Raw genomic sequence first — 14612 nt, 5'->3', positions numbered from 1 at the left:
ATAAAGTAAATTATTTAATTTCTACACATCCTACTCTTCCTCCTGCATTTCCAGTAGGCTGGGTATGGAAATCATCTGCTGCAGCGTGTACTATAAGACCTTTTCCGATAATGTTCTTAGACTCGTCTGTACAGCCCAGACACCATTTGTCTGTCTTGAAAGTCAATGTCGCCGTTCCGTTCTGATCAGCAACCAGGTTTCCTATATCTCCCATATGGAAATGTTCGGCACCCCATTTACCATGATCATTCTTCGAAGGATTCCAGTGGCCGCCAGTAGAAGTTCCGTCTGCAGCTGAGCAGTCACCTTTTTCATGAATGTGTACGGCATGGATTCCAGGAGTAAGGTTGGTGATGTCAAGCTTCATTGTTACTTCATTTCCATTTTGAGTAAACTTCGCTGTTCCCCCCGTCTGTGTTCCGCTTTTGGCATTTACAGAATAGGTTTTTGTGGTTCCGCATGAAACGGCAAAAACTGCAAATCCCGCCAATAATGCTAATGTTTGTACTTTCATTTGTTAAATGATTTATAGTGATTTTACGATAAATTTAAAAAAGATTTTCCAAAGCGCTTTATGATCTCACTCTTTTTTAAAAAACTGGTTTAAATAATTACTGGCATAAAGCATCTTTTAACTTTAAATTCCAAAATCTTGAGATGAATAATATGTTGTTTAAAAAGAGATGAAAAAAAGCTTTATTTTAGTCGTTAAAAAGTCATTTTAATTAAGCCTTCATAGCTGGAAACCAATAGAAAATGATCATTCTTTATACATTCATCAGCGAAGAAAAACATCAGTCACGTTTAGACCTATACCTGCCTGCTTTTTCTCAGGAGGTTAATCAGAATATCCTGCGATACAGAAGATGGCAGGATGTGCAGCTTTCTTTACTGGGAAAGGTGCTTTTACAATACGGTCTGAAAACGTATTATAATATTTCTGATGTAGAAACAGGAGTTCTTCCCAATAAAAAGCCTTACTTAAAAGACCATCATCTTCATTTTAATATATCGCATTCCAAAGAGCTTGCGGTCTGTGCTATTGCAGAATATCCTTTGGGAATAGATGTTGAATTCAGAGATCCGAAGATCAATTATCAGGATTTTATATTTCAGATGACGGCCAGAGAGCTTCAGAAAATTCATGATGCTGAGGATAAAACGAAAGAATTCTTCACTTATTGGGCAAGAAAGGAAGCTGTAATAAAGGCTCATGGAGCAGGGCTGATGCTTCCGCTGGATTCTTTTGAAGTGGTCAATAACGAATGCAGGATTGAAGAAGAAAAGTTCTTTACCAGAGAAATTTTTATTCATGAAGATTATCAGGGGTATATTGCATCTTCAGATCAGAAAGTTAAACAAGATGTTGTTTTATTTAAACGTTTTGAAGAGGAGATCTCGTGACAAAAAAAGCGAAATGACTTCCAGACAATAGCAATAAAAGACAACAGACTTTCATTCCGGACAAATATCTTTGTAAACTAATAATTTTGAAGTGGAAGAATATAAAAAACGGATTGTAAAAACAATTCAATATATTGATAACCATATTGATGCGGAGCTGTCTCTGGAAAAAGTTTCAGAGATATGTGCCTATTCACCTTTTCATTTTCACAGAATATTTAAGCTGGTTACAGGAGAAACCCTTCAGAATTATATTATCAGAAAGAAAATAGAGAAAAGTGCTCTTCATTTAGCAGTTCATAAAAATATGGAGATCAAGGAGATCTATTGGGATCTTGGTTTCTCCAATCATTCTGTTTTCTGCAAAACATTCAAAAAATATTACGGTCTCGCGCCCACAGAATTTCGCAGATCAGCACCGGAAAAATTTCACAGGATTTTACAAACACAAAGCAAGAACGGACAAGTTGAGACGGTTTTCAGCCAATACATTTGCAATATTGAAAACCTGTTAAACTGGACTAGAATGAATTTGAAAATCGAAATAAAAGAAATGCCGGAAATGAATCTGGCATCCATTATGAGCCTTGGAATGGCCAACGTAGAACCTTCTTTTAATATCCTGATAGACTGGGCAAAAAAGAAAAACCTGTTTCCGCGGGAAAATCTTAAAATGATTTCTGTATATCACGACAGCTGTAAAATCACACCTCTCGATAAAGTCAGGATTCACGCCTGTATGCTTTTGGATGAAAAACTGCAGCAACAGGAGGGAGAAGTATTTTCAGAAACGTTAGAAGGCGGAAAGTACATTGTAGGAAGCGGAGAGGTGACATTGGATGATTTTGAACAATGCTGGGTTTCTCTGTTCTTATGGATGAACGAAAACAACTACGCCATGAGAAGAACCTTTCCTTATGAAATCTATCACTCCAATTTTAAAGAACATCCGGATGCGAAGATGATCGTGGATTTTTGCATTCCGGTTCATTAATTACCATTCGGGAGCAAAAGAATGCCTTTCAGTAATAATTTTTTTACAGAAAGGTATTTCTCATGCTATTTTTGATTCCAGAAAACAATAAAAATGAAAACACAAGGACAAAACATACTGTTTCTGATTCTTCTTCTCACTTCCATTATGGGATATTCCCAGGTGAAAATATCGGGGAAAGTATCCTTTAAAAACAAAGGAGTCGCCGAAGTAAATGTAACGCTCAAAGACACCTATGATGGGGCTACAACAGATGCTCAGGGTAATTTTACCTTTGAAACTTCAGAAAAAGGAGCTCATACAATTACTTTTACCCACCCGAAATATGAAAATGTAGAAAGATCAGTTTCTATTGAAAATCAAGATATATCCTTGAATATTGATCTTAAAGAACAGATCAGTGAGATTGATGCAGTAGTAGTTTCTGCAGGATCTATTGAAGCCAGTGATAAAAAAAGAGCAACAGCATTACTCACTCCCATTGATATTTATACAACGGCAGGAGCAGACGGACAGATTTCTTCAGCATTGACTTATCTTCCGGGAGTACAGAAAGTAGGAGGAACAGAAGGTTTATTCATTCGTGGAGGTACCGGAACGGAATCTAAAATCTTTATGGACGGAAGTCTTATCAATAATTATTTTTCTAATTCTGTTCCGGGAATAGCGGGGAGAGATCAGTTCAATACTTCACTTTTTAAAGGAAATGTTTTCTCAAGTGGTGGCTATTCTGCATTGTACGGGCAGGCTCTTTCGGGAGCATTGATGCTGGAAAGTGTAGATCTTCCGGAAGAAACCTCCTATAACTTTGGGATTTCACCCATTTTTCTGAGTGCAGGATTTCAAAAGTTAGGAGATAATAAAAACTATTCCTACGGTGCTACAGCAGGATATTCTCTTTTAAGTCTGATGCAGAAAGTCTTAAATTTTAATACAGACTTTGTAGAAGCTCCCCAAGGTCTTAACGGAGATCTTAATTTCAGATTTAAAACAAAATCAGGAGGCTTTTTCAAATATTACGGAATGTTCAATTCCAATAAAATGGGTGTGAGATCAGAAAGTCTTAAACCCGGATCTGATTTCAGTCTGGTAAAGCTTAACGGTAAAAATACATTTCACAACCTTTCTTTTAAACAGAAATTCGGAAAATATCTGCTTAATGTGGGCGGTTCTTATTCCTACAACAGATCGGATCTTCATTTTTCTACGGAAACCAATGATATTGAATCCAACAGAAGCCAGCTTCTGACTGATGGAAACTATGTGAACTTCAAAGCAGTTCTTGAAAGAAAGATCAACAGAATCAGTGCCTTAAGAGGAGGAGTTGAACTGAATAATACCGATGAAAATCTGAATTTTGAAGCTGTACAGAAACATTATAAAGACCTGATCTCTTCTGCTTTCGTGGAAACAGATCTTGGCTTCAGCAATGCATTGTCAGCAAAAATAGGGGTGAGAGCAGAGCATTCTTCTTTTTTAGGAAAGGATAATATTGCGCCTCGTTTTGCGATTGCCTACCGTCTTGCAAAAGACTGGACCACTTCATTAGCTTACGGGATTTTTTATCAGAATCCGGAAAGTAAATACATCAATGGACCTGCCAATCTTGGTTTTCAGAAATCACAGCATTATATTTTCCAGGTTCAGAGAGCTTCAGAAGGCAGAACTTTACGTTTTGAGGCATTTTACAAGAAATATGACCAGTTGATTAAGACGTTCAATATTACCCAGAACAAAGAGCAAAATCAGCAGATTCAGACCGCTTTAAATAATGATGGCTATGGATATGCAAAAGGACTGGAATTCTTCTGGAGAGATAATAAAAAGACATTTGAAAATATCGATTACTGGATCAGCTACTCTTATCTGGATTCAAAAAGAGATTTCCTGAATTATCCGGTAAGCCTGCAGCCGAGTTTTGCAGCAGAACATACCCTTTCAGCAGTCGCAAAAAGATTTATTCCTGAATGGAAGCTTGGGGTCAATTTATCATATACTTACGCCAAAGGACGGCCTTATTATGACATTGCCTCCACATTTAAAGATGGAAAAGCTGTAAATTTTATCCGGAATGAAGGAACACTTAAGGATTACAACGCATTGAATTTCAGCGTCAATTATCTTCCGAATATCGGTAAAAAAGATGCAAAAGCTTTTCCGGTATTTGTATTGAGTATTAGCAATATTTTAGGATCAAAGAATATTTATGGCTATAATTTTTCAGCCAATGGCTCCAGAAGCTCTGCAATTGTTCCGCCTGTCAATACTTTTGTTTTCATAGGAGCGTTTATAAGCTTTGGAGTAGACAAAACAGATGATGCCATCAATAATAATTTATAAAAAACATATCTTAGAACAAACATAACTCACTTTTAAAATTTGATATCATGAAAAAATACCTTTTAAGTTTTGCTTTAGCTTTTGTGAGCTTAACAGCTTTTGCACAGGCAGATTATGACAAAACAATGTCTGAAAAAATAGCCAGAATTGAAACCTGCAAAACCTCAGAAGATTTCCAGGCTCTTGCAAATGATTTCCAGAGAATAGGAAGTAAGGAAAGCTCAAAGTGGTTACCTGCTTACTATGCCGCATTTTCTTATATCCAAAAAGGAAGAACCCTGATGAGGGACGGAAAAATGCAGGAACTGGATGGTATTGCAGATCAGGCAGAGAAAAGTCTTTCATTGGCTCAGAACCTTGCAGGAGCAGATAATGCGGAAATTCATCTGTTGAAAAAAATGTCTTATTCCTTAAGAATGATGGTGAATCCTGCCCAGCGTTATATGACAGACGGGGCAAGAGCTGCTGATGAACTTAATATTGCAGAAAAATTAGACCCGGCAAACCCAAGAATTGCACTTATCAAAGCAGAAGATGTCTATTTTACTCCCGAACAGTACGGAGGAAGCAAAACCAAAGGATTGGAAATGTTTAAAGATGCTCAGGCAAAGTTTAAAGCCTACAAACCCAAAACAGCTTTGGACCCTAACTGGGGAAAAGGAGAAGCAGACTATTTCTTAAGCTTACCGGCAGAAAAAGCAAAGTAGTTTTCTCTGTATTTCAAATCAATCAACCTTCACTCGTGAAGGTTTTTTTGTACCGTTCAGAACGAAAAATCAGCCCTTCGGTAACAATTAATTTTTGATACCTTTAATAAAAACTAATTTTGAGTCAAGAAAACAGATCATGAAACGGAAAAACTTTATCGTACTATTCTGGGTATCGCTTGCAGTCTCCATGTTTTTCTTTTTTGTCTTTACAGAAGAGAAGAATCTTGAAAACTTTTTATATACCCTGCTTATCTCTTTTATTTATTCTTTTGTATTGGGAGGAGGAAACGGGCTATTGAACAGTTTTCTGAATAAAAAGGTCCCATGGTCTGAGGCTACAACCAAAAGAGCGGTTATCAGTATTATTTCAATTATTGTCGCCAATTTTGTACTGGTCTATTTCTGCAATTATGTCAATTTTGTACTTATTCAAAAAGCAGCTACTACAGAAGAGTTTTTCCTTGGAAAATATAATTTCCTCAATTGGTTTACCATCAATATAGCATTGTTGATATCCGCTTTCCTTCATGCCAGAAGTTTCATGGAAGAGCTGAAGAAAACTTCCCGAAAAGAAGTGGTGGAACAGAAGCTTATCGCCAAATCTGCAAATGCCCAGTTTGAAAGTTTAAAGAACCAGCTGGATCCACATTTCCTTTTCAACTCATTGAATGTTTTAAGCTCGTTGATTGATGAAAATCCTCGTCAGGCACAAAAGTTTACTGCTTCAATGTCAAAGATTTACCGATATGTACTTGAACAAAAAGATAAAGAACTGGTAACAGTAGAAGACGAGATAGAATTTGCAAAAACCTATTGTGAACTTTTGAAAACAAGATTTGAAGACAGTGTGGATTTTACCTTTGATGTTGCTAAAGAGGATTATCAGAAATATGTAGTTCCACTGGCTTTGCAGCTCTTGCTGGAAAATTGTATCAAACACAATTTTGCCACATCATCAAAACCTCTGATCATCAGAATTTTTTCAGACGGAAATATGCTCTGCATTGAAAATAATCTTCAGGTAAGAGAACAAATCAAAGAAAGCTCAGGAATTGGTCTGGCCAATATTGTACAGCGTTATTCCCTTATTACAGAGCGAAATGTCTTCATCGAAAAATCTGAAGATCATTTTAAAGTAAAACTTCCAATGCTCGTGGCTAAACCACAAGTTTCCATATCAAAACCTGAAGATGATTCTGCAGCTTACCAACGGGCACAAAAAAGAGTAAAAGAGATTAAGAGTTTTTATATGAACCTTATTTCTTACTGTACGGTAAGTGCCTTTTTAATCTTTATTAATCTTTTTACGAGCAGCAGAAATCATTGGTTCTGGTTTCCTGTACTGGGATGGGGAATAGGCGTTGCTTCTCATGCATTTCAGGTGTTTGGAGTAGGTGAATCCTGGCAGGAAAAGAAGATTCGTGAAATTATGAACAAACAAAAAAAATAGAACCATGAGAACATTTGACGAAAACAATATTGAATATCAACAAGCAAGAAGACAGGTAGAAAGACTGCGTGGGTTTTACGGACATGTATTCGCTTATATAGCAGTAAATGCTCTGATTGTTGTCTATAATTGTATGCACCTGAAACCTGGTGAAAGTTATTTTCAGTTTAAAAACTTTTTCACGGCAACTTTTTGGGGAATAGGACTTGCAGCACATGCAGTTACCGTTTTTCTGCCCCGTGTTAATTTTATCAAGAAATGGGAAGATAAGAAGATCAAGGAACTGATGGATAAACAGAAAGAGCATTAGAGAAACTATCTTTTTAAAAATACTTTTAATCTTAATTTTATTGAAAATGAATGCTTTATCAACTTTGTTTTATATTTCAATGGCAGCCTGGTTTCTTACAGAATTCCTTTACAAAAACATGTTGAAATCCGGCAAAGAAGATCAAAAAAACAAGGATAAATCCACTCTGAATATTTTATGGATGGTCATTCCTTTTTCTATTGTTAGTGCAATATTCATGTCTTATAATTTTCATTTTCCAATGGCTGATGGCGTCTGGATACTTTATCTGGGCGAGCTTTTTATTCTTGTTGGTATCATTGTCAGATACATCATCATCAGATCTTTGGGAAAATATTTTACAGTAGATGTAACCATCAGACAGGATCATAAAATCAAAAAAGAAGGATTTTATAAATATCTGAGACATCCTTCCTATGCTTTTTCCCTGTTAACTTCTTTTGGCCTCGGTTTGTATCTCAATAACTGGCTTTCATTAGTCTTTGCTTTTGTTCCTCCGTTTTTAGCCTTTGCCTACAGAATAAAAATTGAAGAACAGGCCTTGATAGAAGAGTTTGGGGATGAGTATATTGAATACAGTAAAGGAACAAAGAAACTGATCCCTTTTATCTATTAATGAGAGGTTTTACAGTTCAGACAGCATAATCTACCATTCGGTAACATAAAATTGATTCGTGGTACTTTCCTGAGCTACCTTTGATTCAAGAAAAAACAAATCAACCTTTAAACAAATCATTATGGAAATTTTACCTGACAAAGAAACAATTGCTTACAGAAAAGCTTCAAGAAGAGTGAAAGACCTGAAAGAATTTTATGGAAACCTTACCTCGTACTGTATCGTTATTCCTTTTTTAGCAATACTGAACATTGTAACTGCTCCCGGATATTTATGGTTTCTATGGCCTGCACTGGGATGGGGAGTAGGAATTGCATTTCATGCCTTAAGCGTATTCGGAATTGGTAAAAGCTGGGAAGAAAGAAAAATCAGAGAACTGATGGAGAAGGATGAAAAACAGAAAATAAAAACACTTTAAACAATAACTTAAAAACTTATAATATCATGGATTACGATACTGCCCACACAAGAACCAACAATATCAGAAAATTCTATAAAAGCCTTTTTATATTTGCCTTATTTGCCGTTCTAATCATTCCTGATGATATTTTTGGAGAAAAGATGATTAGCTTTCATTGGTTTGACCGATATATCATCCTTGGAATCTGGGGATTTATTATTCTGGTAAAAGCTGCAAAACTATTTCTCTTTGATTCCGAATGGGAAAAAGATATGATTGAAAAAGAACTCAGAAAAGAGAAAAAAACGATACACTATTAAAATCTGTCCACTTTTATATAAATTTATTTCCTAAAATCTGAAAACTAAAACTTAAACTCAATGATCAAAACTGTTATTATAGAAGATGAAAAACCTGCTTCAAGGAAATTAGAAAGAATGCTGAATAACTTTCCTGATATAGAGATCGTTGCTAAAATAGAATCGGTGGAAGAAGGTGTTGCCTGGTTTTCTGAAAACGAACATCCGCAGCTGATCTTTTCAGATATTGTTTTAGGGGATGGATTGTCTTTTGATATCTTTGAAAAAGTACCTACAAAAGGTTTCATTATCTATACAACAGCCTTTGACCAATATACGCTGAAAGCTTTTAAACTGAACAGCATTGATTATCTTTTAAAACCCATTCTTGATGAAGACCTGGAAGGAGCAGTGGAGAAATTTAAATCATTTATTCCAGCCAATGACACTAATGGTTCTCAGGATATCAAACAGTTAATCCGAAAAGAAAAGTCTACGCTTTCCAGAGTTCTGGTGAAAATAGGATACAACCTTAAGATTATACAGACTCATGAAATAAGCTGTTTTTTCAGTGAGAATAAAATCGTTTATCTTCAGACGGAAGACCGTACCTATCCATCAGATTTTACACTTGATGAGCTGGAAGATGTACTCGATGAGAAAAAGTTTTTCCGGGTGAACAGGCAATTTATTATCAGTTCGGATTATATCAAAAACATCCATACTTCGCCTTACTATAAAGTGGACCTTGAGTTTCAGCCTGAAGAAGAAATAACGGTCAGCAGAGACCGTGTGAAAGATTTTAAAGACTGGTTGGTCAGTTGATAAAGATTAACTTAAAAACAAACACCATGGATCTTATTCTATTTATTTTTAAACTATTTCTCTCTCTATTTTATCCCTGAAAAATTAATCATCAGGCATTATAGAAATCACTGGCAGATTGTACAAACTGGTGGAATGCGTCGGTAACTTCTTTTGAATGCTTGTGGGTAAGCGGAAATGGAACCATATGGGAATATTCAAACGGGAAATCTTTGATTTCAATATCTACATTGATGTTCCTGTAGCCACCCTGCAGCGTATTGAGTGCTTCTATCGGAGGAGCAACACTGTCTTTCTCTAATACATAAGCCTTGATCTGAGATTGGATTTCCTGAATTCTTTCTTCTCTTTCCTTCTGGAAATAATTGTAGCGGAGCATTTTTTTGAACCAGCTTTCCTGTGGATGCAATGCTTCATTCTGATAATGTTTCAGACGTGAATCTGACTTAAAATCAGAGCTCAACAATTCCGTAAAAACAGACTGCATTTTAACTGTTGCCTGAGTATCCATGATGTATTTGGATATCGGAAACATCCTGTCAATCGTCATTCCACCACAAAAGCAAAACACTTTTGATCGGGTAAAATAATGATGAGGATCAGCCATTTTGATAATTAAAGCAAGAAATGATCCTATAGAATACCCAAATAAATCCAGATCTGCTTCTGGAGAAATACCCTTGATTTTACCCTTTTTAATATCTTTTACCACTTCTGTAATATCAGAATAAGTCTGTAGCCCGGACCAGAATATTCTTTGCGGATGCGCTTCCAGTCTGGAACTTATCGCAGCATTTACATAGGAATAATTCATGTTTTCCGGATACTTTTTTTTCCTAAAATTAACCACTTCCATCATGTGACGGCGGTCACTCCAGATAGGTTCTGCTCGATCCATATGAAACGCAATAGGGAACAGTATGATGGCCTTTTGTGTTTTTTGGGCCAATTCATACGCCCATGGCAGGTATTTATCCCATTTCTTTTCATTCAGTCCATGGAAAAAAAACAAAACTCCTTCGGCTGTTTCTATATCTGCCCGCTTCAGGATATGATATTCAAATCTTTTATTGCATTCAATATCAAAATCTTTGATGTCTACAGCAGGTTGGTTGTACAAGAGATAACCATTTTTGTTGATTTCGAGGGTTTGCTGATGTTTGTTGCACTGTTGTTTCTTTGAGCCATAAAGCAGATCACATACCTTGGATTCAAAAGGAATTGATTCAATGCTTACATTCAGTTCCTGAATTTCTGCCCTGTCTTTTCCGGAATCAAAATGATTTTTCAAAACTTCATACAATTCATAATATTCCATAGCAAGACGATTGAAGGGTTTATATTTAGAACCATCAAGTTAGAGAATTATTGCGGTAATGAATTGATTTTTAAGGTTTAAATATATTCCAGGCATAAGAGAAATACAATAAACCCCGAAATAGTCTTATTCCGGGGCCATGATATAGAGATTGATGATGATGTTTATTGTTAAATTATTTTTTTGTCCGATAATCTTTATTTTTTTAACTATCTGTAATCTATTCTGTTAGATTCGGTATCTTCAAGTTGTTTAACAATTGATTCAGGTATTTCGTCACTGTCAATGGGAAAACTGATGGAATCAGAAATGAAGTTTTTTCTGTCCGCTTTTCTGAAGATTTCAAATAAAGCAATCGGCTCCTGATTGAAACTAATGCAGGTGCTTATAAAGTGGATTTCGTGGAGTTTATAGTCCGGATTCTTAAGTTTTTCTTTAATATCCTTTATCCTTGAAATGAAATGTCTCTGACGAATAAAAGTATTGCTGTTCATGATGATGAAAACATAATCAGAATAGGCTGTTACTTTTCCAAAATATTTGTGATGATCACCACCGCTTCTTTCAATAAAATATTCTCCTGTGGTTTCCGACTTATAAATTTCCATGGCAGAACGCCATATGCGGTCTTCTTTTGCCATCAAAGGATTATCGGGCAGATTTCTGTTATAAGAATACCAGCACCCTACTAAACGGTCTAAAAGAGCGGCATTCATATTGGTATTATTCATATCAATCCTTAGATCATTAAAATTGAATGCTTCCGTATTTGAATTTATGAAATCTATGTAATTGGAATATCCCAAAACTTTGACAATTAAACTCAGTTTAGCAAGGTTGGGTCTGCTTAAAACCGCATTCTCGTTCTGTTTAAATTTTTTCAGTTTATTGATGATCAGATGCTCATACAGATAATTTGTTCCCAGAATATCAGGTTCTTTTTTGATCTCTTTTTCTGAATGATCATTGATAATCAGTTCATTTAGTTCAGCGCTTATATAAGACCATTCGGTTTTGGTCACATCTTCCCAATGGTTTTTCTTTAAAAATTGCCGGCTTAAGAAATTCATCAGTTTCTCAATATGCAAGATATCTTCCTTTTTCATGGTGTTTATTTATAAGACTAATTTAAGATTTTTATCAAACTAAAAAAGATTTTTGAAAGACTTTTATATTTTATAATCCATTGATATTTGAGTAGAAAAACAAAAATCAAAACAATGGAAACAAAAATGCTATTACAAGATGAGTCTCTTTGGAACAGGATACAGGAATTTTCTCTGGATGCTCCGGGAGTTGATTTCCCTTTTTCAAAAAAGCTGGCCAAAGAAGAACGCTGGAGTCTTGATTTCGCAAGAAAAGCAATTGAAGAATACAAAAAGTTCGTGTATCTCTGCTGTATTCTTCCCCACGGAGCTTCTCCCAGTAACATCGTTGACAAGGTTTGGCATATGCATCTGATTTATACGCAGAATTATTGGGAGGAATTCTGTCCCCATATCTTAAAAAGACCGCTTCATCATCATCCTTCCGAAGGAGGCTCTGCGGAAAAAGAAAGACATCAGAACTGGTTTGAAGATACTTTAACAAGTTATCGGCAGATATTCCGGCAGGAAGCACCAGAAGAAATCTGGAGAGAGCGTAAGAAAAAGTCAAAAGTACAATTTTGGCTTAGAAAAATGGCCTTCTTTGCTCCCATATTTGTGTTACTGCTTTTATTTTCGTGTACAGAAGGAGATAGCTTTTCAGGGTTAATGGTTACTGGAGTTGTATTCGGGATTATTTTCATTCTGGGAACGATCGTTTCAATCATAGGAGATCAGGAGGTTTCTGACCCTAACAGAAAAGATAAGCAAAATAATGATGGAGGAAGTTGTGGTGGCTCAAGCTGCAGCGGAGGAGGTGGTTGTGGAGGAGGCTGCGGTGGTTGCGGTGGCTGCGGAGGCTGTGGAGGATAATAAAACTCATCATTATGAAAAAACTCATCATTCATTCAGTTCCGGTTGTGATAGGCTTTATATGGCTTATGGCAGTCCATCAGACATTTAATCCGGTTATTCTTAAAGGACCTGACTTTTTGAAGTTCTATGTCATTCTGGTTCTAGGATTTTACGCTTCGTTTTTTTTGCTGAATTCTTTGAAAGAAACCATTTCGGGAACGGCATTTTATTTCGCAGGATTTATTTTCTTGTTGGGAATTATCAAGCTTATCAGAGGTGTCATATTGGGAAAACCTGTTGGATTTCTTGTTGTGATATTAATAGCAGAAGGTATTGTTACATTGGTTTTTATCTCAGGTTATGTAAATGAAAAGATAAAATAAAATTTATTATTAAAAACAAACCCGAAACAAAAATGTTCCGGGCTTTATTATGTGTTGTTGATATTAAATATCTTTCTTTTCTTCTTTTGCGGGCTGATAGCCATATTTTCGAACCATAACGGAAGTCAGGACTACCAAAATAAGACTGATCGCGATATTGGAGTTTTCCGGATGTACAATGGCCTGATAAAGATTATAACCGAAAATAGAGGATACAACTGCAATCAGAATATTGTTTACATAAGCATACTGGTTTTTTGTAGATGTTTTCATAGTAGTATTTTTTATTGTTATTTACTCCGTAAGTATGATAACTTAAAAAACGTTACAGAAAAATTTCAAAAAAATATTTTCTTAAAAAAACAATCTCAATCACCCGAATCCCGTACCCGAAACTCTTACGAAATCACACCACTGCCGATCAGCTCCTCATCAATATACCATGAAGCAAACTGTCCTTCAGCAATAGCAGACTGAAGTTCATCAAATTCAATATAAAAAGCATTTTCAAACTGATACAGGGTTGCTTTCTGCAAAGGCTGTCTGTATCTGAATCTGGCCATTACTTCCATAGATCCTCCGTTCTGAAGCCTCAAATCTTCACGTACCCAGTGCAGTTCAGAATTATCAATTTTCAGAGCTTTTTTATGAAGTCCCGGGAAATGGCTTCCTTCTCCTACGAAAAGAATGTTGTTTTCCATATCTCTGGAGATGATAAAACAGCTTTCTTTGTGTCCGCCTATACCAAGGCCTTTACTTTGTCCGATCGTGAAAAACTGGGCACCCTGATGTTTCCCGATTACTTTTCCGTCAGATTTTTTATAATTGATTTTTCGTGATAAGAACTCAAGTTCCTCTTCTTTGGAGGAGAATTCAGGTTTTTCTTCTGAAAATAAAGGAGAATCTTTGAAAATTTCTACAATTTCCCCTTCATTAGGTTTTAATTGCTGTTGTAAAAACTGGGGAAGACTTACTTTTCCGATAAAACATAATCCCTGAGAATCTTTTTTATCTGCCGTTACCAGTCCGATTTCTTTTGCAATTTCTCTTACCTGAGGCTTTGTAAGTTCTCCAATTGGGAATAACGCTTTTGAAAGCTGATCCTGACTTAGCTGGCAAAGGAAATAAGACTGATCCTTATTATTGTCTTTTCCTGCAAGAAGGTGGAAAATTTCTTTACCGTTTTCATCAAAAGTAGAATTTACCCTTGCATAATGTCCTGTTGCTACCTTATCGGCACCCAAAGACATTGCGGTCTTCATAAAAACATCAAATTTTACTTCTCTGTTACATAATACATCAGGGTTGGGAGTTCTGCCTTTTTCATATTCGGCAAACATATAGTCAACGATACGTTCCTTGTAAAGTTCACTCATGTCTATCACCTGGAAAGGAATTCCAAGCTTTTGTGCCACCATAAGGGCATCATTACTGTCCTCAATCCAGGGACACTCATCTTCTAATGTTACGGAAGCATCGTTCCAGTTTCTCATAAATAAAGCCACTACTTCATGGCCTTGTTGCTGCAGCAAATAAGCTGTAACACTAGAATCTACACCTCCGGAGAGGCCTACTACTACTTTCATTGTATTCAATTTTACGAAACTCTTAACGGGAGTTCTT

At 36.0% G+C, this 14612-nt stretch carries 17 protein-coding genes; 12 read left to right on the top strand and 5 right to left on the bottom strand.

What is annotated here, in order from left to right:
- Positions 1 to 10: 10 nt before the first annotated feature.
- Positions 11 to 514, bottom strand: coding sequence for a superoxide dismutase family protein (locus KBP46_RS15005; RefSeq protein WP_062672846.1), 504 nt, complete (start codon positions 512 to 514; stop codon positions 11 to 13).
- A 242-nt stretch (positions 515 to 756) separates the two neighbouring features.
- On the opposite strand from KBP46_RS15005, the gene KBP46_RS15000 reads away from it, so the two are divergent.
- From KBP46_RS15000 to KBP46_RS14955, 10 genes are all read left to right on the top strand, one after another.
- A complete protein-coding gene (locus KBP46_RS15000; protein ID WP_216443591.1) occupies positions 757 to 1404 on the top strand; it encodes a 4'-phosphopantetheinyl transferase superfamily protein in 648 nt (215 codons plus the stop codon).
- A 91-nt stretch (positions 1405 to 1495) separates the two neighbouring features.
- A complete protein-coding gene (locus tag KBP46_RS14995) occupies positions 1496 to 2398 on the top strand; it encodes a GyrI-like domain-containing protein (RefSeq protein ID WP_216443590.1) in 903 nt (300 codons plus the stop codon).
- A gap of 93 nt (positions 2399 to 2491) precedes the next feature.
- A complete protein-coding gene (locus KBP46_RS14990) occupies positions 2492 to 4738 on the top strand; it encodes a TonB-dependent receptor (RefSeq protein ID WP_123278717.1) in 2247 nt (748 codons plus the stop codon).
- 47 nt (positions 4739 to 4785) lie between these two features.
- Complete coding sequence (locus KBP46_RS14985) at positions 4786 to 5445, top strand: hypothetical protein (RefSeq protein WP_123278716.1); 660 nt, start codon at positions 4786 to 4788, stop codon at positions 5443 to 5445.
- 139 nt (positions 5446 to 5584) lie between these two features.
- Positions 5585 to 6898: a 2TM domain-containing protein gene (locus tag KBP46_RS14980; RefSeq protein WP_123278715.1), complete on the top strand. Its 1314-nt coding sequence runs from the start codon at positions 5585 to 5587 to the stop codon at positions 6896 to 6898.
- Between the two features lie 4 nt (positions 6899 to 6902).
- Positions 6903 to 7208, top strand: a complete 306-nt coding sequence (locus KBP46_RS14975) for a 2TM domain-containing protein (RefSeq protein WP_123278714.1) — start codon at positions 6903 to 6905, stop codon at positions 7206 to 7208.
- Between the two features lie 46 nt (positions 7209 to 7254).
- On the top strand, positions 7255 to 7824 hold the full coding sequence (locus tag KBP46_RS14970; RefSeq protein WP_216443589.1) for an isoprenylcysteine carboxylmethyltransferase family protein: 570 nt from the start codon (positions 7255 to 7257) through the stop codon (positions 7822 to 7824).
- A gap of 121 nt (positions 7825 to 7945) precedes the next feature.
- On the top strand, positions 7946 to 8242 hold the full coding sequence (locus KBP46_RS14965; RefSeq protein ID WP_216443588.1) for a 2TM domain-containing protein: 297 nt from the start codon (positions 7946 to 7948) through the stop codon (positions 8240 to 8242).
- 26 nt (positions 8243 to 8268) lie between these two features.
- Entirely contained in the window at positions 8269 to 8544 is a 276-nt protein-coding gene (locus KBP46_RS14960) for a 2TM domain-containing protein (protein WP_216443587.1), read from the top strand.
- 60 nt (positions 8545 to 8604) lie between these two features.
- The gene (locus tag KBP46_RS14955) at positions 8605 to 9348 is read left to right on the top strand and encodes a LytTR family DNA-binding domain-containing protein (RefSeq protein WP_120232338.1); all 744 of its coding nucleotides are present in this window, start codon (positions 8605 to 8607) and stop codon (positions 9346 to 9348) included.
- Between the two features lie 91 nt (positions 9349 to 9439).
- Here KBP46_RS14955 and KBP46_RS14950 read toward each other — a convergent pair whose 3' ends face one another.
- Complete coding sequence (locus KBP46_RS14950; protein ID WP_216443586.1) at positions 9440 to 10666, bottom strand: DUF6051 family protein; 1227 nt, start codon at positions 10664 to 10666, stop codon at positions 9440 to 9442.
- Between the two features lie 209 nt (positions 10667 to 10875).
- On the bottom strand, positions 10876 to 11772 hold the full coding sequence (locus KBP46_RS14945; RefSeq protein ID WP_216443585.1) for a hypothetical protein: 897 nt from the start codon (positions 11770 to 11772) through the stop codon (positions 10876 to 10878).
- 114 nt (positions 11773 to 11886) lie between these two features.
- Between KBP46_RS14945 and KBP46_RS14940 the strand changes: the two genes are divergently transcribed.
- A complete protein-coding gene (locus tag KBP46_RS14940; protein WP_216443584.1) occupies positions 11887 to 12624 on the top strand; it encodes a hypothetical protein in 738 nt (245 codons plus the stop codon).
- A 14-nt stretch (positions 12625 to 12638) separates the two neighbouring features.
- Entirely contained in the window at positions 12639 to 12989 is a 351-nt protein-coding gene (locus tag KBP46_RS14935; protein WP_062672873.1) for a hypothetical protein, read from the top strand.
- Between the two features lie 63 nt (positions 12990 to 13052).
- On the opposite strand, the gene KBP46_RS14930 is transcribed toward KBP46_RS14935, so the two are convergent.
- Both KBP46_RS14930 and mnmA read right to left on the bottom strand, forming a co-directional pair.
- On the bottom strand, positions 13053 to 13262 hold the full coding sequence (locus KBP46_RS14930; protein WP_062672875.1) for a hypothetical protein: 210 nt from the start codon (positions 13260 to 13262) through the stop codon (positions 13053 to 13055).
- Between the two features lie 125 nt (positions 13263 to 13387).
- Complete coding sequence (gene mnmA / locus KBP46_RS14925; protein WP_120232343.1) at positions 13388 to 14575, bottom strand: tRNA 2-thiouridine(34) synthase MnmA; 1188 nt, start codon at positions 14573 to 14575, stop codon at positions 13388 to 13390.
- Positions 14576 to 14612 lie beyond the last annotated feature (37 nt).

The sequence above is a fragment of the Chryseobacterium sp. PCH239 genome, from assembly GCF_018924625.1.
Lineage (GTDB): Bacteria > Bacteroidota > Bacteroidia > Flavobacteriales > Weeksellaceae > Chryseobacterium > Chryseobacterium cucumeris.
The sequence above is the reverse complement of the archived record's forward strand: the minus strand, read 5'-3'. Positions and strand labels throughout refer to the sequence as shown.

Excerpts from the sequence above, each read along its gene's own strand:
- KBP46_RS15005 (WP_062672846.1), bottom strand. The coding sequence starts at position 514 with ATGAAAGTACAAACATTAGCATTATTGGCGGGATTTGCAGTTTTTGCC.
- KBP46_RS15000 (WP_216443591.1), top strand. The coding sequence starts at position 757 with ATGATCATTCTTTATACATTCATCAGCGAAGAAAAACATCAGTCACGT.
- KBP46_RS14990 (WP_123278717.1), top strand. The coding sequence starts at position 2,492 with ATGAAAACACAAGGACAAAACATACTGTTTCTGATTCTTCTTCTCACT.
- KBP46_RS14985 (WP_123278716.1), top strand. The coding sequence starts at position 4,786 with ATGAAAAAATACCTTTTAAGTTTTGCTTTAGCTTTTGTGAGCTTAACA.
- KBP46_RS14980 (WP_123278715.1), top strand. The coding sequence starts at position 5,585 with ATGAAACGGAAAAACTTTATCGTACTATTCTGGGTATCGCTTGCAGTC.
- KBP46_RS14975 (WP_123278714.1), top strand. The coding sequence starts at position 6,903 with ATGAGAACATTTGACGAAAACAATATTGAATATCAACAAGCAAGAAGA.
- KBP46_RS14970 (WP_216443589.1), top strand. The coding sequence starts at position 7,255 with ATGAATGCTTTATCAACTTTGTTTTATATTTCAATGGCAGCCTGGTTT.
- KBP46_RS14965 (WP_216443588.1), top strand. The coding sequence starts at position 7,946 with ATGGAAATTTTACCTGACAAAGAAACAATTGCTTACAGAAAAGCTTCA.
- KBP46_RS14960 (WP_216443587.1), top strand. The coding sequence starts at position 8,269 with ATGGATTACGATACTGCCCACACAAGAACCAACAATATCAGAAAATTC.
- KBP46_RS14955 (WP_120232338.1), top strand. The coding sequence starts at position 8,605 with ATGATCAAAACTGTTATTATAGAAGATGAAAAACCTGCTTCAAGGAAA.
- KBP46_RS14950 (WP_216443586.1), bottom strand. The coding sequence starts at position 10,666 with ATGGAATATTATGAATTGTATGAAGTTTTGAAAAATCATTTTGATTCC.
- KBP46_RS14945 (WP_216443585.1), bottom strand. The coding sequence starts at position 11,772 with ATGAAAAAGGAAGATATCTTGCATATTGAGAAACTGATGAATTTCTTA.
- KBP46_RS14940 (WP_216443584.1), top strand. The coding sequence starts at position 11,887 with ATGGAAACAAAAATGCTATTACAAGATGAGTCTCTTTGGAACAGGATA.
- KBP46_RS14935 (WP_062672873.1), top strand. The coding sequence starts at position 12,639 with ATGAAAAAACTCATCATTCATTCAGTTCCGGTTGTGATAGGCTTTATA.
- KBP46_RS14930 (WP_062672875.1), bottom strand. The coding sequence starts at position 13,262 with ATGAAAACATCTACAAAAAACCAGTATGCTTATGTAAACAATATTCTG.
- mnmA (WP_120232343.1), bottom strand. The coding sequence starts at position 14,575 with ATGAAAGTAGTAGTAGGCCTCTCCGGAGGTGTAGATTCTAGTGTTACA.